Origin of the sequence: Opitutus sp., from assembly GCA_024998815.1 — a bacterium.
Taxonomy (GTDB): Bacteria; Verrucomicrobiota; Verrucomicrobiia; order Opitutales; family Opitutaceae; genus Rariglobus.
Map to the genome: position 1 here is coordinate 428824 of JACEUQ010000003.1, position 23576 is coordinate 452399.

The 23576-nt window shown below is 61.3% G+C and carries 17 protein-coding genes; 6 read left to right on the forward strand and 11 right to left on the reverse strand.

The genetic code is table 11. The features are described from left to right. Positions 1-287 precede the first annotated feature (287 nt). Complete coding sequence (gene hemN / locus H2170_16920) at positions 288-1700, reverse strand: oxygen-independent coproporphyrinogen III oxidase (GenBank protein MCS6301752.1); 1413 nt, start codon at positions 1698-1700, stop codon at positions 288-290. Positions 1701-2620: 920 nt separating this feature from the next. Here hemN and ltrA point away from each other — a divergent pair. Beyond that, positions 2621-4321, forward strand: a complete 1701-nt coding sequence (gene ltrA, locus H2170_16925; protein ID MCS6301753.1) for a group II intron reverse transcriptase/maturase — start codon at positions 2621-2623, stop codon at positions 4319-4321. A 539-nt stretch (positions 4322-4860) separates the two neighbouring features. On the opposite strand, the gene H2170_16930 is transcribed toward ltrA, so the two are convergent. From H2170_16930 to H2170_16955, 6 genes are all read right to left on the reverse strand, one after another. Further along, positions 4861-6687, reverse strand: a complete 1827-nt coding sequence (locus H2170_16930) for a phosphoenolpyruvate carboxykinase (GTP) (GenBank protein MCS6301754.1) — start codon at positions 6685-6687, stop codon at positions 4861-4863. Between the two features lie 417 nt (positions 6688-7104). After that, entirely contained in the window at positions 7105-7959 is an 855-nt protein-coding gene (locus tag H2170_16935; protein ID MCS6301755.1) for a cation transporter, read from the reverse strand. A gap of 327 nt (positions 7960-8286) precedes the next feature. Further along, positions 8287-8910: a hypothetical protein gene (locus tag H2170_16940; protein MCS6301756.1), complete on the reverse strand. Its 624-nt coding sequence runs from the start codon at positions 8908-8910 to the stop codon at positions 8287-8289. After that, positions 8907-10319: an FAD-binding oxidoreductase gene (locus H2170_16945; protein ID MCS6301757.1), complete on the reverse strand. Its 1413-nt coding sequence runs from the start codon at positions 10317-10319 to the stop codon at positions 8907-8909. The genes H2170_16940 and H2170_16945 overlap by 4 nt, the downstream gene beginning before the upstream one ends. After that, complete coding sequence (locus tag H2170_16950; protein ID MCS6301758.1) at positions 10316-11029, reverse strand: SAM-dependent methyltransferase; 714 nt, start codon at positions 11027-11029, stop codon at positions 10316-10318. The genes H2170_16945 and H2170_16950 overlap by 4 nt, the downstream gene beginning before the upstream one ends. Before the next feature lie 228 nt (positions 11030-11257). Continuing rightward, on the reverse strand, positions 11258-11395 hold the full coding sequence (locus tag H2170_16955; protein MCS6301759.1) for a hypothetical protein: 138 nt from the start codon (positions 11393-11395) through the stop codon (positions 11258-11260). 210 nt (positions 11396-11605) lie between these two features. Here H2170_16955 and H2170_16960 point away from each other — a divergent pair, with 210 nt between their 5' ends. Beyond that, on the forward strand, positions 11606-12061 hold the full coding sequence (locus H2170_16960; protein MCS6301760.1) for an acetolactate synthase: 456 nt from the start codon (positions 11606-11608) through the stop codon (positions 12059-12061). A gap of 411 nt (positions 12062-12472) precedes the next feature. Further along, positions 12473-13861 carry a transposase gene (locus tag H2170_16965; GenBank protein MCS6301761.1) on the forward strand — a complete coding sequence of 463 codons (1389 nt, stop codon included), beginning with the start codon at positions 12473-12475 and terminating at the stop codon, positions 13859-13861. Between the two features lie 208 nt (positions 13862-14069). Here H2170_16965 and H2170_16970 read toward each other — a convergent pair whose 3' ends face one another. The 3 genes from H2170_16970 to H2170_16980 all read right to left on the reverse strand — a co-directional run bounded on the left by H2170_16970 (position 14070) and on the right by H2170_16980 (position 19736). Further along, positions 14070-16181, reverse strand: coding sequence for a hypothetical protein (locus H2170_16970; protein ID MCS6301762.1), 2112 nt, complete (start codon positions 16179-16181; stop codon positions 14070-14072). A 76-nt stretch (positions 16182-16257) separates the two neighbouring features. Continuing rightward, positions 16258-17352, reverse strand: a complete 1095-nt coding sequence (locus H2170_16975; protein MCS6301763.1) for an alpha/beta hydrolase — start codon at positions 17350-17352, stop codon at positions 16258-16260. A gap of 800 nt (positions 17353-18152) precedes the next feature. Continuing rightward, positions 18153-19736, reverse strand: coding sequence for a YihY/virulence factor BrkB family protein (locus H2170_16980; GenBank protein ID MCS6301764.1), 1584 nt, complete (start codon positions 19734-19736; stop codon positions 18153-18155). Positions 19737-20057: 321 nt separating this feature from the next. Here H2170_16980 and H2170_16985 point away from each other — a divergent pair, with 321 nt between their 5' ends. Together H2170_16985 and H2170_16990 are read left to right on the forward strand one after the other, a co-directional pair. Beyond that, the gene (locus H2170_16985; GenBank protein ID MCS6301765.1) at positions 20058-21068 is read left to right on the forward strand and encodes an rRNA methyltransferase; all 1011 of its coding nucleotides are present in this window, start codon (positions 20058-20060) and stop codon (positions 21066-21068) included. Between the two features lie 206 nt (positions 21069-21274). Beyond that, a complete protein-coding gene (locus tag H2170_16990) occupies positions 21275-22018 on the forward strand; it encodes an RNA methyltransferase (GenBank protein ID MCS6301766.1) in 744 nt (247 codons plus the stop codon). Between the two features lie 166 nt (positions 22019-22184). On the opposite strand, the gene H2170_16995 is transcribed toward H2170_16990, so the two are convergent. Beyond that, the gene (locus tag H2170_16995) at positions 22185-22862 is read right to left on the reverse strand and encodes a cyclic nucleotide-binding domain-containing protein (GenBank protein ID MCS6301767.1); all 678 of its coding nucleotides are present in this window, start codon (positions 22860-22862) and stop codon (positions 22185-22187) included. A 197-nt stretch (positions 22863-23059) separates the two neighbouring features. Between H2170_16995 and H2170_17000 the strand changes: the two genes are divergently transcribed. Next, positions 23060-23503, forward strand: coding sequence for a hypothetical protein (locus tag H2170_17000; GenBank protein MCS6301768.1), 444 nt, complete (start codon positions 23060-23062; stop codon positions 23501-23503). Positions 23504-23576 lie beyond the last annotated feature (73 nt).

The following is a 23576-nucleotide window of genomic DNA, read 5'->3' on the forward strand; positions in this document are numbered from 1 at the left end:
GTGGGGCGAAGAAGAACACCGCTTCCGCCGAAAAATCAAACGCTGGCGTTAAGGGGCCGCACGACTTCGCTGCGGTCACATGGGCCTTACGGATTAAACCAAGGCAGTTTGGCCGCGAAGGATCGCAAAGAACGCATAGAAATGCAGACGGATCGACCTTTGCGTTCTCTGCGATCTTTTGCGGCTAAAAGGCTCGAAGTATTCCGTTGATTCCGCAGGGCCGATGGAGGCGGAAACTTAACTGTTACTAATTACTTGTGAGCTGTTTGTAATGCTCCGGTTTCCGCTCACACCGCGCGCGAATGGTAGGCGGCGGTGCCGGTCTTTAGGTAGGCGTCGAAGCGCGCCGCCACCACGCGCACAAACGGCTGGCCCGCGTCCGTCACCGTCAGGCCGTCCGCTGTGCGCACGACGATGCCGTCGGCCTCCAGATCGGCCAGCGAGGCCAGCTCGTTTGCATACTCCTGCTCCACCTCGACGCCGAGTTTGGCGGACAGCGCGGGGAAATCCAGCCGGCGCTCGCACATGATAGCCATGACAATGGTCTTCCGGCGGTGGTCTTCTTCGGTGAGGCGCCAGCCGCGGGTGACCGGTAGTTCGCCTTTGGCCAGCCGGGTGCGGTACGTCGCCAGGTTCTTGTCGTTTTGGCGGTAGCCGTCGGGCGTGGTCGAAATAGCCGAGATGCCAAAACCGTAAAGCGATGCGCCTGCCCGCGTGCTGTAACCTTGGAAATTGCGGTGCAGCGCCTGTTCGCGCAGCGCCACCGCCAGCTCGTCGTCGGGCCGAGCATAATGGTCCATGCCGACTTCGACGTAGCCGGCGGCCAGAAGGCGCTCCTTGGCGAGCACCTGCATGCGCAGCTTTTCATCCGCACTGGGCAGCGTTCCTTGTTGGTCGAAAATGCGCTGCGAGGGCTTGAGTCCCGGCACATGGGCGTAGCTGAAAACCGACAGGCGGTTGGGCGCGAGCGCGAGCACGTCGTCGATCGTGCGGGCAAAGGTAGAAACGGTCTGTTTGGGCAGCCCGGTGATCAGGTCGATGTTGATCGAGGTAAAGCCGGCATTGCGCAACAAATTGACTGCACGTTCGTTGAGCGCGGGCGGCTGGACCCGGTGGATGGCCAGTTGCACGGCTGGATCGGTGTCCTGGACGCCCAGCGAGGCGCGGCGCGCACCGAGGTCGTAGAGCGCGGCGACTTGGTCCGGTTCGAGGTGGCGAGGGTCGATTTCTACCGAGATCTCGGCGTCGGTGGTGAACCGGAAGGCGTCGTGGAAAATCTGCCCGAGGCGGCGCAACTGGCTCGCGGTTAAAAAAGTCGGTGTGCCGCCGCCGAGGTGGAGCTGGGTGACGGTGCGCGCCGGGTCGATGTAGGGCGTGGTCAGGGCGACTTCCTTGGTGAGGTCGTCAAGGTAGGTGTCGGCCGAATCCTGGCGGCTGGTGACCAGGTTGGTGCAGCCGCAGAACCAGCAGCGGCTCTGGCAAAACGGAAGGTGGATGTAGAGCGACAGGGGGCCGGCGCCCGGCTGGTTATCCAGCTTGAGCAGGGAGACCGGATTGAAGGCGGCGAGGTCTTCGGTGAAATGGTTGGCCGTGGGGTACGAGGTGTAGCGAGGCACCGGCCCGGAGTATTTCCGTAAAAGTTCGATTCCGCTGGAGGGCGTCGGCACGTAACACGGAGAGGGGGACATTGATTTGGCCATGATAGAAGGCGCTCACTGTGCCTGAATCCCGCTGCCGCCGCTCGGCGGGGGTTGCCAACGCCTGCGCAGTTCTTGGCGTCGAAGGGGGCGCTCGGATCGTTTTTCTGAATGGAAGACCGCGTTTAGGGGCGATTCCGGGTCCGGAAAAAAGTAGCGCAGACTTCCAGTCTGCATCGATACAGCCCGGCCAGCGCCCCGGATGCAGACTGGAAGTCTGCGCTACTTTTTTCGAACCCCCACGGAGGTGGGCCCTCCCGCGGCGGAAAAGGCGGAGTTGCGAGAGAACGAGTAGGAGTAAGAGAACGAGAACGATTGCGGAGGGACGACCTCCGTGTCGTCCCGGTTCGACTGATCAAGTAGCGCAGACTTCCAGTCTGCTCCCTGGAGTTTGGCCCCAAAACGAGTTGAGATCCCCCCCCAGCTAAGGTAGAATCGTACCGCAGGTAGCAACGGCATGGGTTTCGATGAGTTCGTTGACGTGAGGGTGGCTGTTGCGAAGTCTGCGAAACTCTCCGGAGTGATCAGCTCAGATCGCCATACATGATGCGCAGCACCTGTATGGTTCTTGGCACGAGTTAAACCCGAACGCCGAAGTTTTAACCACGGAATTCACAGATGAGCACAGATAACAGAGTGTTACTGAATTTGAAGACAGGATGAAAAAAAAGGGAATCAAGCTGAGTCCGTTTACCTCCTAAGGGATTGTATCTGTGTAATCTGTGTAATCTGTGGTTGGTTTGAACTTCGGAATTCAGGTGTGCGACCATGAAACTAACAACCATAACAGTGAAAGTCTGTTCGGCCGAATTTAACGATTCGCGGTCGAAGGGCCCGGTCACGGATGCAGGCCGCGAGGCCTCGCCGGAAAGCACGACCGTGTGCCCGAACCAGTCAGCCGCAACGAAGGTGAACCCCATCCAATGAGCTCCGTTACCGAAACAACCGACGAGTCCAGCCGCTACCTGAACGGTGAAGCCTGCAAGGATCGGAAAAGGCAGTCTCGCAAAGACGTAGGACCTAAATCGTTGATTTCCGATCAACACGTCGGCGGAGTCAGCGGGGGCGGCGGGGTGGGAAAGGTCGTTAGGTTAAGTGGTGAGACCTGCGGCGGTGGGGCGTCTTGCGATGCCTCAACCACCGGCACAAGCGCGGCAAAACCTCGTAAGGCCGGACGGGCCGTGGCAGGAGTCGGAGACCTCCATAGTAGTGATGATCTAGCGGACATTAAAACCGCCGGGGAGCGAAGGGAGGGCACTTGTTCCCACGCATCACAGAGCGGCAAAGGACCCGACGATGGCTGGGGTGATGAACTCTGGATAAAAACGTCACCGAAGGTTCGGAAGCTGCAACGTGTGCTATATCGGAAAGCAAAAGCGGAGCCGCATTGGCGGTTCTATAGTTTGTATGGAGAGCTGTATCGGCAGGACATTCTGTCGGATGCGCTCGATCAGGTGATCGCCAATGACGGCGTGCCGGGAGTGGACGGGTTCGAGGTGGAAACGCTCGCAAAGAACGAAGCCTATCGGGCGGCATGGCTGCTTGCGCTGGCGGAGGAAATGCGAACGAAAACCTACCGACCCAGTCCGGTCCTGCGCGTCTATATATGGAAGGATCAGGCCAGGACCAAACGTCGTGCGCTGGGCATCCCCACGGTAAAAGACCGTGTGGTGCAAAGTGCGGCGGCGATCGTGTTGCAACCCATCTGGGAGGCGGACTTCCATGACCACTCCTACGCCTACCGGCCGAAACGCCGGACCCATCAGGCGATGGACAAAGTTAAAGAGGCCCTGCTGAGCGGAAAGGTGGAGGTGGTGGACGCGGATTTATCGAGCTACTTCGATATGATCCCGCACCGCGAACTCCTGCAATTGGTGGCCAAACGGGTGAGCGATGGGAGTGTGTTGCGTTTAATAAAAACGTGGCTGCGCGCACCCATCGTGGAAGAGGACCGGGACACGGGGTGCCGCAAGGTGAGCGCGAACCGGTGTGGCACGCCACAAGGCGGAGTTATATCGCCTCTGCTGGCGAACCTCTACCTCAACGACCTCGATCATGCGGTGAATGAGAAGTGCGAACAAAAGCCGACGATGGTGCGTTACGCCGACGACCTCCTGATCCTGTGCAAACCGGGTCAAGGGGCGGGGCTGCAAACGCGACTGAAACGGTGGCTGGAGGCACGTAAGTTAAAGCTCAACGAAGAGAAAACCCGACTGGTGGATACACGAAAGGAAGGCTTTGAGTTCCTCGGTTTTTCCGTCGCATGGCGGCAAGGCATGAAGAGCAAACGAAGGTATCCGCACGTGGAACCCAGTGCGAAAAGTCTGGCCAAGTTACGCGACAAAGTGCGGATGGAGCTAGATGTGCGAACGCGCAACCAACCGGCGGTGGCGGTGGTCCGCAAGGTCAACCAAATCACTCGCGGTTGGGCGACGGCGTTTCATTACGGCAACAGCACGCACGTGTTTAGTAACCAGCAGGCTTTTGTGCGCAACCGGTTGCGGCGGTGGCTGTGGCGAAAGTATAGCCGCACCCACGGACTCTTCGAGTTCTTCACCGACGACCGTTTGCATGGTCAATACAAACTATGGCACTGGCCGCTTACGGCGGCTTGGAAGCAATGAACTCCGCTGAAACCAAACCGAAAGAATGGGGACTCGGTAAGCCGTGTGCGGGAAAACCGCTTGCACGGTTTGACGAGGGGGAGGGTCGCGCTGACGGGTTACCGACGCGCGGCTCTCTCTACTCTACTAAACGGCCAAACTCCAGACCTTGAGCTCACGCTCAAGGCCACAAGGAGTGTGTTCGCGAATCATGTGGCCTGGAGCGTGAGCTCAAGGATTCGGCTGATCTGCGTTCGACTAGTCAGGGGCCAAACTCCAGAGCGCAGACTTCTAGTCTGCTCCGATACAGCCCGGCCAGCGCCCCGGATGCAGACTGGAAGTCTGCGCTACTTTTTTCGAACCCCCACGGAGGTGGGCCCTCCCGCGGAGGAAAAGGCGGAGTTGCGAGAGAACGAGTAGGAGTAAGAGAACGAGAACGATTGCGGAGGGACGACCTCCGTGTCGTCCGGGTTCGACTGATCAAGTAGCGCAGACTTCCAGTCTGCATCGATACAGCCCGGCCAGCTCCCCGGATGCAGACTGGGAAGTCTGCGCTACTCTCAAAGCCGGCAAATCAGCAGCTCGCGCTCGAAGATCATCTCTTTGGGTAAATGCGCATGCAGGTCGATGAACAGCTCCTCGTGCCCGATCACTTCGGCGCGCCACGCGGCGCGGTCGATCACTTGTAGGGCGTCGAACTTCTCCGCGGTGAACTCGCTGCCGGTCCAATCGATGTCCTCAAAGCGCGGTTGCCAGCCCACCGGCGTCTCGCGGGCACAGGCGCGACCGCGCGACCGCTCCACGATCCATTTAAGAATGCGCATGTTATCGCTGAACCCGGGCCACAGGAACGCGCCGTCGGCTCCCTTGCGGAACCAGTTCACGCTGAAAATACGCGGCGTCTCGCTGAGGTTTTTCTGCATCGAGATCCAGTGGCGGAAGTAGTCGCCCATGTGGTAACCGCAGAACGGCAGCATGGCGAACGGGTCGCGGCGCACTTTGCCAATCGTGCCGGCTGCCGCCGCAGTCATCTCCGATCCCATGGTGGCGCCCGCGTAAACCCCGGCACTCCAGTTAAACGCCTGATAAACCAGCGGGATGGTGCTCGCGCGGCGGCCGCCAAAGATAAGCGCGCTGATCGGCACGCCCTCGGGCGATTCCCACGCCGGATCGATGGTCGGGCATTGCGCGGCGGGCGCGGTGAAACGCGCGTTGGGGTGCGCGGCCTTGGCGCCGGTTTCCTTGGCGAGGGCGGGCGTCCACGGTTTGCCCTGCCAATCCGTGAGTGCGGCGGGCGAGGTGTCCGTCATGCCTTCCCACCACACGCCGCCTTCGGGCGTGAGGGCGATGTTGGTGAAAATCGTGTTTTTGGCCAGCGCCGCCATGGCGTTGGGGTTGGTTTTCAGCGAGGTGCCGGGAGCGACGCCGAAAAAGCCGGCTTCCGGATTGATGGCGTGGAGGCGGCCGTTGGCGTCGGGTTTGAGCCACGCGATATCGTCGCCCACGGTCCAGATCTTCCAGCCCTTGGCCAAAAACGGCGCGGGCGGGATGAGCATGGCGAAGTTGGTCTTGCCGCAGGCACTGGGGAAGGCGGCGGCGACGTAGGTTTTTTCACCCTGCGGGTTTTCGAGGCCGAGGATGAGCATGTGCTCGGCCATCCAGCCCTCGTCACGGGCCATGTTAGAGGCGATGCGCAGGGCGAAACACTTTTTGCCCAGCAGCGCGTTGCCGCCGTAGCCGGAGCCGTAGGACCAGATTTCGCGCGTTTCGGGGAAATGGACGATGTACTTGTCCGGGTTGCACGGCCAAGGCACGTCGGTTTGGCCCGGGGCGAGCGGCGCGCCCACCGAATGCATGCACGGCACCACGCGTTTACCGTCGTTGTCGATCTGCTGGAAAACCGGCAGGCCGATGCGCGCCATGATGCGCATGTTGACCACCACGTAGGGAGAGTCGGTTAACTGCACGCCGATCTGCGCCAGGGGCGAGCCGACCGGGCCCATGCTGAAGGGTAACACGTACATCGTGCGCCCCGCCATGCAGCCCTGGAAACGGGCTTTGAGGGTTTTGCGCATCACAAACGGGTCGACCCAGTTGTTGGTCGGGCCGGCGTTGTCCTTGGACAGCGAGCAGATAAAAGTGCGGTCCTCGACGCGGGCCACGTCGCTGGGGTCGGAGCGCGCGTAGTGGCAACCCGGCCAGAGCTCCTCGTTGAGTTTGATCAACGTGCCGGCGGCCACCATTTGGGCGCACAGCTCGGTGTTTTCCTCCTCGGAACCGTCTACCCAGTGGATGGCGGCGGGCTGGGTGAGGGCGGCCATTTTGGCGACCCACTTGAGCAAGTTGGGGTTTTTACTGAGCGGTTTGTCGGTGGACCGGGCGAACATGGGTGCAACCTAAGCCTGCCCCGTGCCAACGAGCAAACGGCAAAACGGGTTGGTGGGGCTGAGGGGGGAGGCCTGGGAGCGCTGAGCTCCAGCTCGGCAGCCGAATTCGAGCGAAAGCGAAAGAGAACGAGTAGGATTAAGAGAACGAGAACGATTGCGGAGGGGGAGGCGGAGAACGTTCAACATCCAACATTGAACATCCAACGTTCAAATCGGAGTGCAGAGGGGTTGGGGCGGGCGGTTGAATGTTGGATGTTGAACGTTGGATGTTGGATGTTGAACGTTGGATGTTGAATGTTGTTCGGTCGGAGGTCCTCGTGGCCTTGAGCGTGAGCTCAAGGTGTTTGCCCAAAGGCATCCGCTTCCTCGTGACCCGTTTTCCTAGGCCCATCTTAAGCGCGAAAGGGTATTCACCGCCTACCCGCGCCGGTCCACGCCCTCGGCTGGCTCGATGTGCACCGATACATCGGTGATGTGCAGCGCCGAGTGCAGCAGCGCATCCGAAACGGCGTGGGCGATCACGTGGCCCTGGCGCACCGTTAACATCGGATCGACCACCACGTGGATGTCGACGAGGTGGCTGAGCCCGCTCTTGCGCACCCGGCATTTGTCCAGCGCGTAAACCCCGTCCACAGCCCGCGCGATGCAGCGGACCGCCGTCTCCAGCTCCACCGGCACGGCCGTGTCCATCACGTCGGCTAAGGCACGCTGGGACATCGCCACGCCGTTGAATAAAATCACGACGCAGGCGACCAGCGCCGCCCAGTCGTCGGCCGCCTCATAGCCGGGTCCGCAGGTCACCGCGACCGCGATGCCCACGAAGGCCGCCGCCGAGGTCAGCGCGTCGGCGTAATGGTGCCACGCCTCCACGCCCAGCCCGGTACTGCCCTCTTGTTCGCCGACTTTGGCCACGCGTCGCGAAAACCAGGTTTTAACAACCACAATACCGGCGAGTAACGGCAGGGTTGCCCAATGCGGCGCGGGGTGCGGATTCAGAATCTCCCGCACTGCATGCACGCCGATCCAGATGGCGGCCCCGAACACGACCAGGCCCACCGCCATGGCGGCCAAAGGCTCGGCTTTGCCATGACCGTAGGGGTGGTTTTCGTCCGGCGGACGCGCCGCCACGCGGAACCCGGCCCAGACCAGTGCCGAGGAAAACACGTCGAGCAGCGACTCGACGCCGTCGGCGATTAGGGCGTACGTATTACCGAGGATGCCTCCGGCGAACTTGACGACGGCGAGCCCGAGATTGAGCGCCATGCCACGCACCACCAGGCGCGCACTGGCTTCGGCGCGGCGCTGGTTGGCGGCATGGTGGTGGGCGGTTTTCGACTGCATCGGTTGCTCGCAAGTCAGGTAACTGCCACGTCCGAAGCAAGTTGTTTAGCCTAGTCTAAGATTGCTCGCGGCTCCTTTCGGGCCGGGGGAGTGCCGAACGGAACGGCGAGCTACTGATACTGGATTTTAGCGACCATAGCGGCTGACGTGGGTTTACCGCGCGAATGGCAGCGCGTTTGCACTCGCCCGCGTTACGGATAGGAAAAAAGTAATGATGATCCCATCTGCTCTATAGGAGCGAGAATCTCAGCGGCACTTTCAATAAGTAGCCGCTGCAAAATAGAAAGCACCCTGCGCGATCGCCTGAACTAAGTGATAGAGGTCGTTGTGATTGAAATGACGGCTTGGCCCCAACCGAAAGAATTGAACTCCGGCCGCGAGTGCGGAGGTGGCAACTGCTGCGGCCAACCACGGGAGTCGGGGCGGCGGTTGGGCTTCGCGTGTGAGGACGGCGGACATCAGCACCAAGAGTTGACCGAAGCCGTAGGCGAAGATCGCCACCGAAAATTTTTCGGTACGTCGTGCGATAGCGGCTAGGATCGCGGTCACGATGGTCGCTGCAAATTGTGCCAGGCTAAGCGCTGTTCCTTGGAATATGTTCAGTGCAGCGATTTGTGTGAGGCAAAACCCGGTGCCGATGAGGGAAAGCAAGGTGAGTTGCCATGTGGACCGGTTGATTGCGGGCGAAAGCCCGTGACCAAGGCCGTGATGAACTGCGCCCGCGGTTGCTGCTAGAAAACAGGTGACAAACGCGGCGACCCACCATGTAAGCCCTGATGAAAGTGGACCGGTTGATCGCATGACCAATAATGCAGCCAGACACGCGCTCCAGGCAGCGAGGCCGCAGTCGGTCCAGAATGTAGCGGGCTCGCGCAGCTTCACGGTGCCGAGGCGAAAAGATCACGGTGGTGCCGATACCAGTCGCTGGTAAAGACCTCTCCAGGGTCGCGGGATTGTTTCTCGGCCAGAAACTCGCGAAAATGCGGGTGGGCCGCCTCGACTTGGGCTCGGGTGGCCCAGCGATGGTAGGTGAGGTAGTAGCTGCCTCCGAGAGAAAGTGCGATGTCGATGAGGGCGCGAAAGGCGTCGGCAGCGCGGGCTAGGCCGGCGGGTGTGTGCTCGCAGTGAAGATTGAAGATGATGCAGGCCCACGGCTCGCGCGCCCACGCGAGCAGCGTCTCGGTGTCGCGTTCGATCAGGCGGATGGTGCCATAGATCACGGGCGTCGTGCCGGAGCGGAGCAATTCGGCGGCGCGGCCCATGAATTCGCGCAGTGCGGCGCGGGGCACATAGAGTTCAGAGATCATCTCGCTGCACTTGCACGGCGAGCCAAGTCGGCGGTCAAGGGCGACGTGGTAGTTGTCGGGATAAACGCTGAGCTGGTGGGTGTCGCTCCAGTAGCGCTGACCTTGAGTTGAGAGATAGAAACCGGAGTAAACGTCCCAAATTTTCGCCCGGTCGGTGTGGGCGAGCCAGAGGAGTTCCTCCCAGTCGGATTCGCGCAACTGGCGCTGGGTGAGGTCGGGCGGCGGAGGCGGCTCTGCGCAGCGACGATAGGCGGAGAAGACGCCGCGATGAAGGAAGTCGGGCGAGCGCTCGTCGATGGAGTATTGGAAGTCGCCGAAGAGCCAATCAGTGGTGTCGCGTTCCTCGGGCACGCGGACGAGTTCGTCCAAGGTGAGGATTTCGACGCGACGCTCAACGGGCACGCGTGGCATGAGCCGAAGCGTGACGTCGGCAATGACGCCGAATATCCCGTAGCCGCCGATCGCGAGGCGGAAGAGGTCGGGATTCTTGGTGCGTGAGCAATGGAGCGGGATGGCATCGGGGCCGATGAGGGTAAAAGCCTCGACGTCGCCGACGATGGGCGGAAGACGAAGGCCGCGGCCGTGGATGTTGGCGGAGAGGGCGCCCCCGAGGGTGAGGCGGTCGGCCCCCGTTTGTTTTTGGCGGATCCCCCATTTCTGGGCGGCGGCCGGAGCTTGGAGTGCGGCGCAGCCGGCGATGAGGGCAGGCCAATCGATGCCGGCGTCGGTGGTGACGAGGCCTCGCGCTGCGTCGAAGTGGCGAATGGCGGCATGGCTGCGGAGGTCGAGAAGCCAAGTGTCGGTGCCGAACTGTTGTCCACCCATGGCGTGGCGACTGCCGCTGACCGAGAGCTGGGCACCGGCTGCTTGGGCCGCGAGGATGGCGGCGGAAATCTCGGCTACGCCGCAAGGCATGAGCACACGGGCGACGCGGGTGGCGTTTAGCCCGGAGTGGAGATCGTTGACGAGGAGCGGGTAGTTCACGGCGCGGTGGAAGCGAGGCAGAGGTGTTCACCCTCAGCGAGAGCAATGGTGGCTAGGCCGGCAGGTGCGAGCACCTCGGCGCGAAGTTCGGCCGCTGCGGCGGTGGCGAGCGGGTGAAGGCCGAGCGGGATCAGGAACGCGGTGAGACGCGTGGGTTCAAGGGCCCAAGCGAAAGGCTCGCGGCGGAAACGGAGCCATGCGCCGATGGCGGGGCTGCCGCCGCGGAATGCGGCGCGGCCATCTGCACCCGGGGCCATGAAAGTAAAGGCGACCTGAGCGGCGGGCAGCCGGGTGAGGTCGGAGAGGATTTCCCGCACGCGAGTCTCGGCGAAATACATCAAGAGACCCTCGGCCACGATGAAGGTGCGGCGGCGCGAATCAAAGCGGGGGGCGGCGAGCAAAATGGAAGACGGCAAGACGCGGGCGAGATCGGCGGGAAGAAATACGAGGTTGGATGCGACCTTGAGCGCGTCGGCTTTTGGTTGCTGCGTGGCGGGATGATCGAGTTCAAAGAAACGGACCGTTGGATGAGCTGAGTGAAGGCGGCAGGCGAGGGTATCAAAACCGGCGCCGAGGACGACTACTTGCTCGAAACCGGCGGATAAAGCGGCGGACGCGCGGGCTTCGAGCCAACTTTTACGAGCGAGGTAGTGGGCGATGATGCCGGGTAGGACGAGGAGTTCGCCCGCGAGGAGAAGCGCTCGGGTCAAAGTGTGGCGTCGGGCAAATCCGAACCACGAGTCATCTCCAATCCTGGTGAGCAATGTTTCGATTGGGGCGATCGCACCGGCGGGCACAAGCGGCCGCAGCCTCTCATCGGACGCGGCGAGCAAGGTGCAGCGGGCGATGAGTCTGGCGGTCGAGCTAGGGCGATCCTGTTGCACGCGGGTCATGCTTCAAGCGGGGGAAGCTGGCGCAAGATTAACCTATCCATTATTTTACCGCTCCGGTAAAAACGGAAATCCGCTTACCACCTTGGAGGTAAATCCAGGGCCGGTGAGGTCGAAGGCTTTGATCATGGCCTCCATCTCAGACGGATAGGCCTTGAGAATGGCGATTAACGGAGCATTGGGCACGCAGGTTGGCTGCGCGTTTATACCAAGCGGCAGAATCAGAAACGTGAAGAGAGTAAGTAGAAAGATGGAGCGTCGCTGTCGGGTGCATCCGGCTGGCAGTTGTCTTCACCAAAGATCTCGCCTTGTGCTGCTTTCCTGTCGGTCACGGCCTACTCAGCAGCGCCATTGACCCGCACTATTAATTACGCACGTTTCTGCGCACCGCTCAACATGGCTTCCACGAATATTTCCATCGCCGCCGATCCGGTTAAGCAGTTTTCCGTTTTTGCCGAAAATCGCGTCGGCCGTCTCTACGACCTGACCGCGCTGCTTAAAAACAACAACGTCCACGTGATGGCGCTGACCGTGCTCGACACGACGGACAGCTCGATTCTGCGGGTCATCGTCGATGACCCCGACCGCGCCCGTGAATTAATGATCAACAACGATTTCCCTTATACCGAGGTCGATGTTCTCGCGGTTGAAATCAATGATGAAGGTGATCTCAAAGGGGTGCTCTCCGCGTTGCTCGAGGCGGAGATCAACATCCACTACGTTTACAGTTTTATTAAGCGCCCCGAGGGCAAGTCGGCGCTGGCACTCAACATTGAGGATGCCGACGTGGCCGCGCAGTCGCTCAACCACCATGGCTTCAAGGTGCTTACTCAGCGCGATATCTCGCGCTGAGTCCGCTTCGGGAACGTAGCGCAGGTTTCCAGCCTGCATCGGTTGAGCTTCGGCCGTTCAGGCGAGGCTTCCGACTTATACCCATTAGCGTTCAAGTGAGGCTTACGGCATCCTTGAGCTCACGCTTAAGGCCACGCGCTTCGTGTATACACTCTCTTCGCGTACATACTCTTCGTGTACACACTCTTCGCGTACATACTCTTCGCGTACATACTCTTCGTGTACACACTCTTCGCGTAGATACTCCTCGTGGCCTTGAGCGTGAGCTCAGGGTGTTTTCCCACTAGTATTCGCTCCCCCATGAACCCGGTTAATTAAGCCCACCTAGGAGCCTGTCGGACTTGGAAAAATAAACGCATTAAATATTTTTATTATATTGACTACCAATTAAAAGCGTAACTAAGTAGTTCCATGGCAACCAAGTTCGTTATAATTGATCGGCGCACTCCGTTACTGCTGCCGCCCGACCTGCGGGATTGGGTGAAGCCGGATCACTTGGTGCATTTTGTCATCGATGCGGTTGACTTGATCGACGTCAGTTCGGTGTCCGTAAATCAGCGTGGGAGCGGCAGTGCGCAATACCCGCCGTCGATGCTCCTGAGTTTACTGACTTACAGTTACGCGACGGGAGTTTTTTCCAGCCGCCAAATTGAGCGCACGACCTATGAAAACGTGGCAGTGCGCCTGCTCTGTGCCGACACGCACCCCGACCACGATACGATTTGCACGTTCCGCCGGGAGAACCGGAAATTGGTGCAAAAAGCTTTTGCTCAATTACTTCAGATGTCTGCGGCGTGCGGAGTGTTAAAGATCGGCAACGTCACGGTGGCCGTCGATGGCACCAAAATACTTGCCAACGCCAGCAAGCACTCGGCGGTGAGTTATGCCCATGCGGTTAAGACGATGGAAGTCCTTGATCTGGAAATCGCTGAACTGTTGCGCAAAGCCGACGCTGCGGACGCGATCCCGCTGCAAGACGGGTTGACGATCCCCGCAGAGATCCAGCGGCGCGAGGAGCGCAAGGCGACGTTGGCCAAGGCCAAGGCGGAAATCGAGGCCCGGGCGCATCTGCGGTTTCAGGCGGAACAAGCTGAGTATGAAGCTAAAATGGCAAAACGCTCCGCGTCCGAAGCCGACACGGGTAAAAAACCGCGTGGCCCAGTTCCCGTTCAGCCCGACCCCACTCCGGGCACGAAAGACCAGGTCAACCTGACCGATGAAGTCAGCCGGATTATGAAAACGGGCAACGGCTTCCAGCAGTGTTATAATGCACAAGCCGGGGCCGACACCGACTCGCGCCTGATCGTCGGTGCGCGGGTCTGTAATGCGCCCAATGATAAACAGCAGCTTGAGCCAAACCTGGCGGCCATCGCGCAACATATTGAGGTGGCGAACGTACTGATTGACAGTGGTTTTGTGAGTGAAGCGGCGGTGACAAAGGCCGAGTCCGCACCGGACGCAACCACAACGGGCGTAACTGTATATGCAGCGATGAAACGGGAGCCGCATGGCCGCACGATCGCCCAACTCGAACAGCACGAAGACCCGCCGCAACCGGGCCCCGAGGCGAGCTTCGCCGAACGCATGATCCACCGCACCGCTACGGCCGCCGGACGAGCGTTATATAAACTACGGCAAGAAACCATTGAACCGATTTTTGGTATTATAAAAGAGGCGCTCGGCTTCCGACGTTTTTTAATGCGCGGACTGGAAAAAGTATCCCTCGAATGGGAGCTGGTGTGCCTGGCCTACAACTTTAAGCGTCTTCATCGCCTCAACGCCAAACTGCGGCCGGCCTAACCTCGCCAACGCAGGAAAACCAACCCTCAAACACCAAAAAAATCCGGACGCGCCATTGATTAACCGCCCTAATCCAACGGGCCACAGCCCGAAGGAGTATTTTAGGCCCCAAAATCTATCCGCCACACTCAAAGTTGGCGCGCGGGCCGGGGACTTGGCCCGAACCCGCTTTTTTCAGTCCGACGGGCTGCTAGAACACGAAGTGGTATTACTCCTCAGCCACCGGTTTCTTAATGCGCGGTTTGGCGGTGCCGCCGGTTTTTTTGACCGCGCTTTTGGCGGCCTTGGCGTTGAGCCAAACCGATCCGTCCTTCGGGTTTTTGTTGAGCCAATAAATCTCATCGGCCTGCACCACGAACGAGGGCTTGTGCTCCTCGGTGGCGGGCAACGCCAACCCCAGCTCGGTGAGCGTGACCAGCAAAACTTGCAGGTCCTGGCCCACGCTTTTCGCCAGATAGCCGGTTTCGGCGGATACGCCGCTGCCGCGCTTGTTCGGCTTGAGCAACAGGCGTAGCGCCGTAAGCGCTGCCGTCCCGGCCGACTGCCGCGAGGCTTTGCGCACCGGTGCCTTCGTTTCAGGTTCCACGGGTGACTCCGGCGTCGGCACCGTGTCGGTTGGTCCGCCTGCCTCGTTCGGTGCAGACGGCATCTGATCGGCTGCGGCGTCGAGGGGCGCAGATTCGGTTTCACTCGCCGAAACGGTTTCAACGTCGACTGCGGCTGATTGCGCAGCGGGCGTGCCTTGCGAATCGGGCGAGGCGGATTCGGGCGCGGCAGCGGCGGTCTCGGGTGTCACGGCGGGGGAAGGCACAGCGACTTCGGCCGAGGCCGGGGTTGCGCCTGTAGCCTCGGCAGGGCTCGCCTCGGAGTTGGCAGTCACCTCGGCGCTGGTGTTGGCGGAAGTTTCGCCTGCCGGTTGGTCTGAATTCGGGGTGCGAGCCTCGTCGCCGTTGATCCAGATGGCGCCACGGGGGTCCTTGTTTAACCAGTAAACGTAGGCGCCTAGGGTGGTCTTGATTGTCTTGTCGGTGGCGTTTTCTGGCACCGGAAGACCCGTGGCAGCGAGGGCGGCGACGAGTTCGGCCTCGGTGTGTTTGAGGGCGCGGGCGAGGAACACAGTGCTCCCCGAATAGCCGGGGCCGCGACGGTTGCGGCGCATGAGCGGGCGGATCGCAGCCAGCAACTCTTCGCCTTGCGGCAACGGGGTCGCGGCGGGATCTGCGAGCTGTGCCGTTTCGCTGGCGGCAGGTGCAGCGCCCTCGCTCGCGTTGGCGACAGGGGCTTCGGCGACGTTGAGCTGGGAGGGGGCGGTGCCGTTGGGGGCAATCGGGGCTGCCTCGGTTTGAGCGGCCTTGGCCTGCGCGGCAGCGGCGCGGGCGGCGGCTTGCGCAGCCTGGGCGGCTTCACGCGCGGCTTGGGCGGCGACGCGACGGGCTTCGTGCTCGGCTTGTTGGGCGAGACGCCGCGCTTCGTGTTCGGCGCGGCGGGCCGCCTGTTCGGCTTCGCGGGCGATGCGCTCGGCCTCGCGTTTGGCCTTCTCGGCCTGCTCGGCGGCGGCTTCCTCGACGAGTAACGCGGCAGCCGGATCGCTCGGGTCGAGTTTTTTGGCGGCCACGACGCGGTAGACCGGACGCGGTTTTTCGCGGGTGTTGATGAACAGCTCGTGGCGGTTGTTCAGGTTGAGCCAGTAAAGGTCGCCCTCGAATTCCAGGTATTCGGGTTCTGAGTCCTCTTTATCCGGAATGGCAAAACCGCATTCCTTAAGCGCACCGATCATGTCGCCCTCGGCCTGTTCCCAGCGCTTGGCAAGGAAGGTCACGCCGACGGACTGGCCGTTGCCGCGCTGGTTTTTGCGCAGGTGCGGTTTGATCGCCTCGAAGAAATTGGGCAGGTCGTCGTCGTAGTTATCCCATTCGTCGAGATCCTCGCCGGCGTGGGCGTCGGGGTCGCTGTCGCGCTCGGTGTCGCGGAGTTTGCGGTGAGTCTCCTCGGTGGCCGCGCGTTCGGAGATGAGCGTCGAGGGCTGCTCGGCAGCGGCGTCGGCGGCAGCGGTGTTGCCCTGGAACTTGGCGGCAAATTCGGCGCGCAGTTTGTCTGCCTCGAGTTTGGCGGCTGCGGCGGCGGCGCTTTCCAGAGTCCAGTCGCGCAAGGTGGTGCGGCGGGCGACCCCGTTGAAGGCCAAAGCGTTATTAGGTAAATTCTGGTAGCTGATGATCTCCCACTCGTCCTTGCCGAGCTGGTTGAGGTAGGACTCCAGGAGGGCGGAGGTCGCAAAGCCATGCGGGCCGCTGGTGATGTGCTTATATTCCCAAAGTGACATAAAAAATGGTGTGCGGGGTAGCGCGGGTAACGCATCCCAAATGCCCAACCCGTTGCCGAGCCTATAATGTGCGCAGCTACTTGGTGACTGCGGCCAAAAACCACTCCAGCGCGTACCACGACAACTGGCCTGATGGACCGCGCGGATTGAAGTCGCAGGCGTGGGTGGCCCACGGCAGCGACACGAGGGCGTTGGGCACCCCGAGGGTGTCGAGTTTGGTGTGCAAGCGCGCGCTCAGTTGGTACCACACCAGCGAATCTTGATGGCCGTGGACGAGCAGGGTGGGCACCGCGTTTTCGCGGTTTACGATGAGGTAACCCGAGGAGGTGCGATACGCCTCGGGGGCGCTCTCCGGCGGGCCGCCGAGGAATTGGCGCAGGATCTTGATCGCGTTGAGCCAATCGTCTTCGCGCGAAATCCCCCACTCGAAGACCTGGTCGTTGGGGCCGTAAAAGGAGACCGCCCCGCGCACCGGAAACTCCTTGTGTCCGTAGGCCAGGGCGGTGGCCAGTTGCCCGCCCGCCGAACGCCCCATCAGCACCAGGCGCGTCGGGTCGATCGCCAACGACGAGGCGTGGGTGCGCAAGTGGTTTATCGCCGACATGATGTCGTCGGCCTGCCCCGGCCACACGGTTGCCGGGGCCAGCCGATAACTCACCGCTGCCACCGCATAGCCGCGGTGGGCGAGGTGGTGATTCAAGTCGGGTAACTGGTGCCGGTCGCCCGCCTCCCAGCTGCCGCCGTGGATCATCACCACACACGGTGCCGGCCCTGCGCGCCCTTCGGCACGGTAAAAATCCAGCTCCAGCCCGCCTGTGATCGTGTAGGTTTCCACCACCACGGGCGGATAACTCGGCGCAATCAAGCGGCTGAGCGAAAACGGCGAGTGGTTCATTTTTACCGGACCAAACGCGGCTGTCAGTTTTGCTGGCAGGCTGCGGCTAATCCATGCCGCCTGGACTACCGGTCGTAGCAAGGCCAGCACGCCGACCCCACTCAGCAGTAGAATACCTTTACTCCACGGGCCGCCATCCCACCAGGCTGCCGCTCCAGTTAGCAACGGCACCACGGCGAGAAAATGGCCGAATTCACCCGTGATGACCGCGGTTTTCCACAACGCCAACGTGGGCACTCGCCACCACGTGAGCGAGGCGACCCCCGCCCAGATCATGGCCAAAATAAAGAGGAGCCCGTACCACACGGGACAGCGTACGCCCCTGCGGCGACCCTCGCAAATGACGGCGACGGTTTAAGGCCAGATTTAAGGCATGCTTTACCACGGGTAACCGCCAGCGGAACGAGAACGAGTAAGAGTAAGAGAACGATTGCGGAGGGACGACCTCCGTGTCGTCCGGAATCTAGAAGTAGCGCAGACTTCCAGTCTGCTCTGGAGTTTGGCCCCAAAACGAGTTGAGATCCGTCCCCCCAGCTAAGGTAGAAGCGTACCGCAGGTAGCAACGGCATGGGTTTCGATGCGTTCGTGGACGTGCGGGTGGCTGTTGCGAAGTCTGCGAAACTCTCCGGAGTGATCAGCTCAGATCGCCATACATGATGCGCAGCACCTGTATGGTTCTTGGCACGAGTTAAACGGCCAAACTCCAGACCTTGAGCTCACGCTCAAGGCCACGTTCGGGCGGGTGCGGCCTGGAGTGTGCCTTTGCCTGGGTGGCTTTGGCTCGGTGTGGCTTCGTGCGTGAGCACGAGGTGTTTTTTCTGGCTGCGGTGCGCCGAATCCTTGAGCTCACGCTCAAGGCCACAAGGAGTGTGTTCGCGAAGAGTGTGGCCTTGAGCGTGAGCTCAAGGATTCGGCTGATCTTCGTTCGACTAGTCAGAGGCCAAACTCCAGCGCAGACTTCCAGTCTGCTTAGAAGACGGTTCGGGGCCTGCGACCGGAGGCAGACTGGAAGTCTGCGCTACTTTTTTCATCGCCAGCCCACACGGAGGTGGGCCCTCTCGCTGGCGGACCTGGGCTCAGGCGCTTTGCGGTTCGGTTTCGGCCAGCAGGGCGTCGAAACTGAGCCGCGCATCGGCCAGCTCATTGAATTGGCGGTAGGTTGCATCGAAGCGCGCCAGCCCTGCGTCGGTGTGCAGTTTGGGGTCGATGGCGACGTTGCCGTTAAAGGATTCAAGGTGGTGCTTGATGTCGGCCACGGTGCGGGAGTGGAGCGGGAAATTGGGGCGGTAGCAGTCGTTGTCGGGATTGGTGTCGCCGTCGTCGATGGCCACCACCAGGCGCAGCGCCATGAGGCGGGCGAGGCATTGGTCGGTGAGGCTGCGCGGCACGCACAACATGTCGGCCATCTCCTGGGAATCGGGGGCGTTTTCGTTGGCGCGGAAGCGCCGTCCGATGAGGATAAGGCAGCCGAAACACAGTGTTTGTTTGGTGCGCGCGGAGAGGCTTTCCCAGGTGCTGTAGGCGGCCAGCGAGCGGGCGTTTTGCAGGGCGTAGGTGAACTGCCCGCCGATGAGCAAGAACAGCCACGACAGGTACATACCGAACATCAAAACGAGGATGATGCTCAACGAGCCGTAGAACTTGTTGAAATTGGCCACATTGCCCGCGTAAAGCGCGCCCAGCTTTTGGTTGGTCACCAGAATGACAGCCACCAACAGCCCGCCACCGAGCGCCGGCCACCAGCGCACCTTGGCGTTGGGCATGAATTTGTTGAACAGCGCCACCAGCAGCGTCATCAATCCGATGGAGATGAGCGTCGGGCCGGCACCGCTGAGGAAGCGCACGAGCCCGGGCAGGTTACGCAGCCATTCGGGGAGGTCGTCGACTTGTTTGGCAAACGACGCGCCGGAGAGCATGGTCAGCGAGGCGGCGCCGAGCACGCAGCTCACGGCCATGAAGAGGAAGTAGTTAATGAAGCGGCTTTTCCAGGGGCGGCCTTTGCTCACGTTCCAAATCGTGTTAAAGGCGTTTTCAACCCGGGACAGCATCATCACCGCGAGGAAAACGAGGATGAGTAGGCCGCCTGCCGAGGCTCCGCCGCTGGCGGCCTGGGTGAGCAGGTTGTCGACCATGCTGTCCAGATCCAGGCCGGCGGGAGCCGGAGGGGCTGCGGAGGTTGCCGGGGTGTTAGCCCCAGGGGTGTTTGCGGCGAGCGTCATCGCCGCGGGCGATCCAGAAGCGGGGCTTTCGCCGACGGCGGCTGCGCCTTCGGCGGCTCCAGCGGCCGTGGCGTTTGCGGCATGCAAGCCGGTTTGCGGCGCCAGCCCGTGAAGGGCCGAAGAGATCGCCTCCTTTAGTTTTTGGTGGCCGTTCTCCTGTTTGCTCAAAATGAAGCCGCCCAGGGTGAGCGCCAAGACGAGCATCGGCCCGATCGACATCAGCGTGTAGTAAGTGAGCGCCGCCGACTGCACGGGGATCTTGTTATAGATAACCCCCTTGACGGTGGTCGCACTCACGCGGAGCAGTGCTTTGAGTCGTCCGCTTGGCGAAGTGTCGTTCATGGCCTCGGACGTCCAGATGCCCTCGCGCAAACGCAAGAGCCCGGCGATCGGCGATTTTTTGGCGGTTGGGGGGCGGGTGGTGGTGGCGGTGTCGCTCATGGCTTAAAATGGATTGGCGGTGAAAACGGTGGGAACGGTAAAATGGAAACCGGAGCGCTTCATCAACCGGAGCGACTCAAAAGAGTAAAGGACAAGGACGGCGGCGGCGGGAATGGGGTCGAACGCGGAGTTTTAACGCAAAGGCGCAAAGGGACGCAAAGATCGCCAAGCCATGCGCTGCATTACTCGGCGTACTTCGGATCGACCTTCGCGTCTTTGCGTTAAAATCCGCTGCAGAATCCACCCCGTGGCACCGCACTGGCCAACGCTCCCGTTAAAATTCTCGCCGCCTCCCTGCACGGGCGGCACGCTGCGCCACAAATGATTTTTACCTGCCAACCCGGATTCGTGGATTTGCTCGCCGGCGAGCTGCGCGCTCGCGGCTACGCCCCCGTCGAGCAGGGCCCGGGCTGGGTCCGCACCGAAGCCAATCCGGCCTCGCCCGACGTGCCCGATCTGTGTTTTCCGCAGATGATCCTGCTCGACCCCGTCGAGATCGCGGCCGACTCGGTCAACGCCCTGGCCGCCAAGGTCACCGAGCAGTTTTTAACCACCGCCAAAACCGACCGCTTCGATGCGGAGTGGCCGTGTTTGTTTGAAGAGGCCGCCGAACTCGACGGCCTAGGGCGCCGCGTCAAAGGCGTCGAAAAGATGGTCTACGAAAACCTCAAAAAGCGCATGGCGCGCGTGGCCAAACTCGCGGTGGTCACCAAGCCGCGTGGCGTTGCCCGGTTGCGTGGGCTCTATGTGTTTTTCGTCGATTTCAAGCGCGCCTACGTGTCGCGCGAGGCGATCTTCGGCGGGCAGCGCCGCATGGCCGACGACGAGCAGGCGCCGTCGCGCTCCTACCTCAAAATCGAGGAGGCCTACATCGTGCTTGGCCGTGAACCCCAGTTTGAGGAAACCGTCGCCGACCTCGGTGCCGCGCCCGGCGGCTGGAGTTACAGTGCGTCCAAGCGCGGCGCCAAGATCGTGGCCGTCGACAACGGCCCGCTCAAAGGCGGCGCGTATAACAATTACAAGATCGAGCACCGCATGGAGGACGCCTTTCAGTTCCGGCCGGCGTCCGGGCAGGTGTTTGACTGGATGTTCTGCGACCTGGTCGAGGAGCCGCATCACGTGGTCGAGAACCTGATCACGCCGTGGTTGGCCAACAAATGGTGTCGCCGCTTTGTGGTTATCCTCAAGTTCGGCCGCGTCGATCCGCTCGCGTTGCTAGCCGAGATGCGCGCGCCCGAGTCGGTGTTTTCGCGCTGCGGAGTCAACGTGCGCATCCGCCACCTTTATCACGACCGCGAGGAGTTCACCCTGGTCGGCGAGGTGAAGGAATAAACGGAGGCGTCGACACCCGTTCACCCCGCCAAACCCGCAGATTTTTTAACCGCTAATGGACGCTAAGGGACGCTAATTCAGACCTTCCGGAAACTCGGAGTTTTTCCGAGTTCTGCATTCCTGAAATCCGGCCCTCCGTAACTTAGCGTTCATTAGCGTCCATTAGCGGTAAGAAACCTGGTTTTAGATCCCTGTTTTTGAATGGCATGAGTACGAATTCCAAAGAACTGAATCTGTGTGGTCTGGTCGCGGTGCGGTCGCGTTTTGAGCGTGATCCGGCGTCGATCAAGCGGCTGTTTTTTGACGAGGCGACGGGGCGCAAAGTCGGCGCGCTGTGCAAGGCGCTGGCGGCGGCGCGCAAGGTCTACCGCTGCGTGCCGCCGGCCGAGTTGGAGAAAATCTCCGGCAGTATCCATCACGGCGGGATTGTCGCGGTGATCGAGGCGCCGAAGCTGCGTGCGCCCGATGCGCGGGTGGTGGCCAACTGGGCGGCCAAACGTACGCCGCTGGTGCTGCTCGATCGCATTGGCAACGCCCACAATTTGGGGGCGATTGCCCGCACGGCGGCGTTTTTTGGCGTGGAGCACATCATCATTCCCGCGCATCCGCAGGCCGCGCTGCCGGGCGAGGCGGCGTTCCGCGTGTCGGAAGGCGGGCTGGAGCAGGTTGAGGTTTGGCGCACGCCGGATTTGGCGAAGCTGATGCGCGAGCTGGCGGCGGCCGGTTACGACGTGGCGGGTGCGGCGGCGCGCGGCGGCAAACCAGTGGTCTTGGCGGGCCCGGCCAAACCAGTGGCGGTGGTGTTGGGCAACGAGGAGCACGGCTTGGCGCCCGAGGTGGAGCGGGCCTGCACCCGTCTGGTGACGATCCCCGGTAGCGGCCGAGTGGAGTCGCTCAACGTCTCGGTGGCCGGCGCCGTTTTGATCTACGCGCTGTTGGCGCGGCGCTGAAACGCTGAAGGAGGGCCACCTACGCGTGGGCTGGGGCGCACCCAGCCCGAAAAGTAGCGCAGACTTCCAGTCTGCTTCGTGGGCCCAGCAGTGGCCTGGCGCGGAGGCAGACTGGAAGTCTGCGCTACTTTTAAGCTCAAGCCGTTCGCGGCGCTTTAACGCCGCGTTAGCGTTGCAGCTTTTTGCTCAAATCCTGGCCGAGGATAACCCACATTTTGTTGAGCAGATCGGGCTTCAATTGTTCCAGCGCCTGAATGTGGGACTGCGACCATTCGTTGAAGCGCAGCGGGCCTTGGGCCTTCACATCCGCCGAGGCGGCGCTACCGGTAAAGAAACTCATTTCGCCGACAAACGACTGCGGGTTGAGCGTGGCGATTAATTGACCGTCTTTTTCGACGCGGGCCTTCCCTTCGAGGATGAGGCAGATCGTTTTTTGGGGCACTCCCTTACGGGCAAGGTAGTCGTCGTTGGCGAGGGTGCGCTCCTGCCCCATGTTCCATAAAAACAGGAAATCGCGGCGCGGCAGGGAGGAAAACAAACTGGCGTGGACCGCTTCGAGTTCGGCCGAGAGGTGGATTTGTTTTTTCTCCAATAAAAGCAGGACCACCTGGATGATATTGATGGCCAAAAACACGACGTTCCAGGCAACCATGCTGTAATTGCCCGCCATCAGGGCGAAAGCGAAGAAGCCGCAGCTCACCACCACCATGCCGATGCGCAGCGGCAGCATCTGGCGCAAAAACATGGTAATGACATTCAGCACATAACTGACGTTCAGCACCATGTCCTGGGCTGACATGTGCGCCACAAAGTCGGTGATGCGTGCCGCAATTGAGCCGGTCATATCGGCAAGAGAAACAGCCCGGAGCAGCCGCGGCTCAACTCTTTAATTTCCCCCTTGGCGCCCCCGGACGAGTTCGAGCGCTCGCACGCCAAAACGCGCACGCTCTCGGTACCTCGAACTGCGGGCGACTGCGCACGTTGAGTACGCACGGCGAAATCAGATTGTCGTTAAACTTCGCCTGCGCTTTTGTCGCCCACATGCGCCCCTTCCTTTTATCCATCAGTGTATCCTTGGCCCTCATTCTGACCGGTTGCAGCACGCCTCCCGAAGAGCGTCTGGACGCTCCGGCGGCGAGGGTTACGGGTCTTGTTGTGGGTAACGACACCGGCGTGCTCACCCTGAGTTTTGCCAACCCGAACATCGTGCCGCTGGTGATCCGCAGCTCGACGCACACACTCTCCTTGGGGGATAAATCCATCGGTATCATCGACGATGCGGAAGCAATCGGATTGCCCAATTCGGGCCTCGTGGTCCACACCGTCAAGCTGCCGGCTAAAGTTGCGCAGGCCGCTCAAGCCTACTTGAGCGCAAATCCTGGCGCGGTGCGCGCCACGGTGAAAAGCTCGCTCGAACACGTCACCACGGGCGACGACACGGTCACGCTGAAATGCATCAGCACGGGCCTGGTTAAGGCCCCGTAAAAGAGGGCGAGAATGGAGGGACGACCTCCGTGTCGTCCGGGATCGAAAAGTAGCGCAGACTTCCAGTCTGCTT

Excerpts from the sequence above, each read along its gene's own strand:
- H2170_16965 (MCS6301761.1), top strand. The coding sequence starts at position 12,473 with ATGGCAACCAAGTTCGTTATAATTGATCGGCGCACTCCGTTACTGCTG.
- H2170_16930 (MCS6301754.1), bottom strand. The coding sequence starts at position 6,687 with ATGTTCGCCCGGTCCACCGACAAACCGCTCAGTAAAAACCCCAACTTG.
- H2170_16975 (MCS6301763.1), bottom strand. The coding sequence starts at position 17,352 with ATGATCTGGGCGGGGGTCGCCTCGCTCACGTGGTGGCGAGTGCCCACG.
- H2170_17000 (MCS6301768.1), top strand. The coding sequence starts at position 23,060 with ATGCGCCCCTTCCTTTTATCCATCAGTGTATCCTTGGCCCTCATTCTG.
- H2170_16995 (MCS6301767.1), bottom strand. The coding sequence starts at position 22,862 with ATGACCGGCTCAATTGCGGCACGCATCACCGACTTTGTGGCGCACATG.
- H2170_16985 (MCS6301765.1), top strand. The coding sequence starts at position 20,058 with ATGATTTTTACCTGCCAACCCGGATTCGTGGATTTGCTCGCCGGCGAG.
- H2170_16980 (MCS6301764.1), bottom strand. The coding sequence starts at position 19,736 with ATGAGCGACACCGCCACCACCACCCGCCCCCCAACCGCCAAAAAATCG.
- hemN (MCS6301752.1), bottom strand. The coding sequence starts at position 1,700 with ATGGCCAAATCAATGTCCCCCTCTCCGTGTTACGTGCCGACGCCCTCC.
- H2170_16970 (MCS6301762.1), bottom strand. The coding sequence starts at position 16,181 with ATGTCACTTTGGGAATATAAGCACATCACCAGCGGCCCGCATGGCTTT.
- H2170_16990 (MCS6301766.1), top strand. The coding sequence starts at position 21,275 with ATGAGTACGAATTCCAAAGAACTGAATCTGTGTGGTCTGGTCGCGGTG.
- ltrA (MCS6301753.1), top strand. The coding sequence starts at position 2,621 with ATGAGCTCCGTTACCGAAACAACCGACGAGTCCAGCCGCTACCTGAAC.
- H2170_16960 (MCS6301760.1), top strand. The coding sequence starts at position 11,606 with ATGGCTTCCACGAATATTTCCATCGCCGCCGATCCGGTTAAGCAGTTT.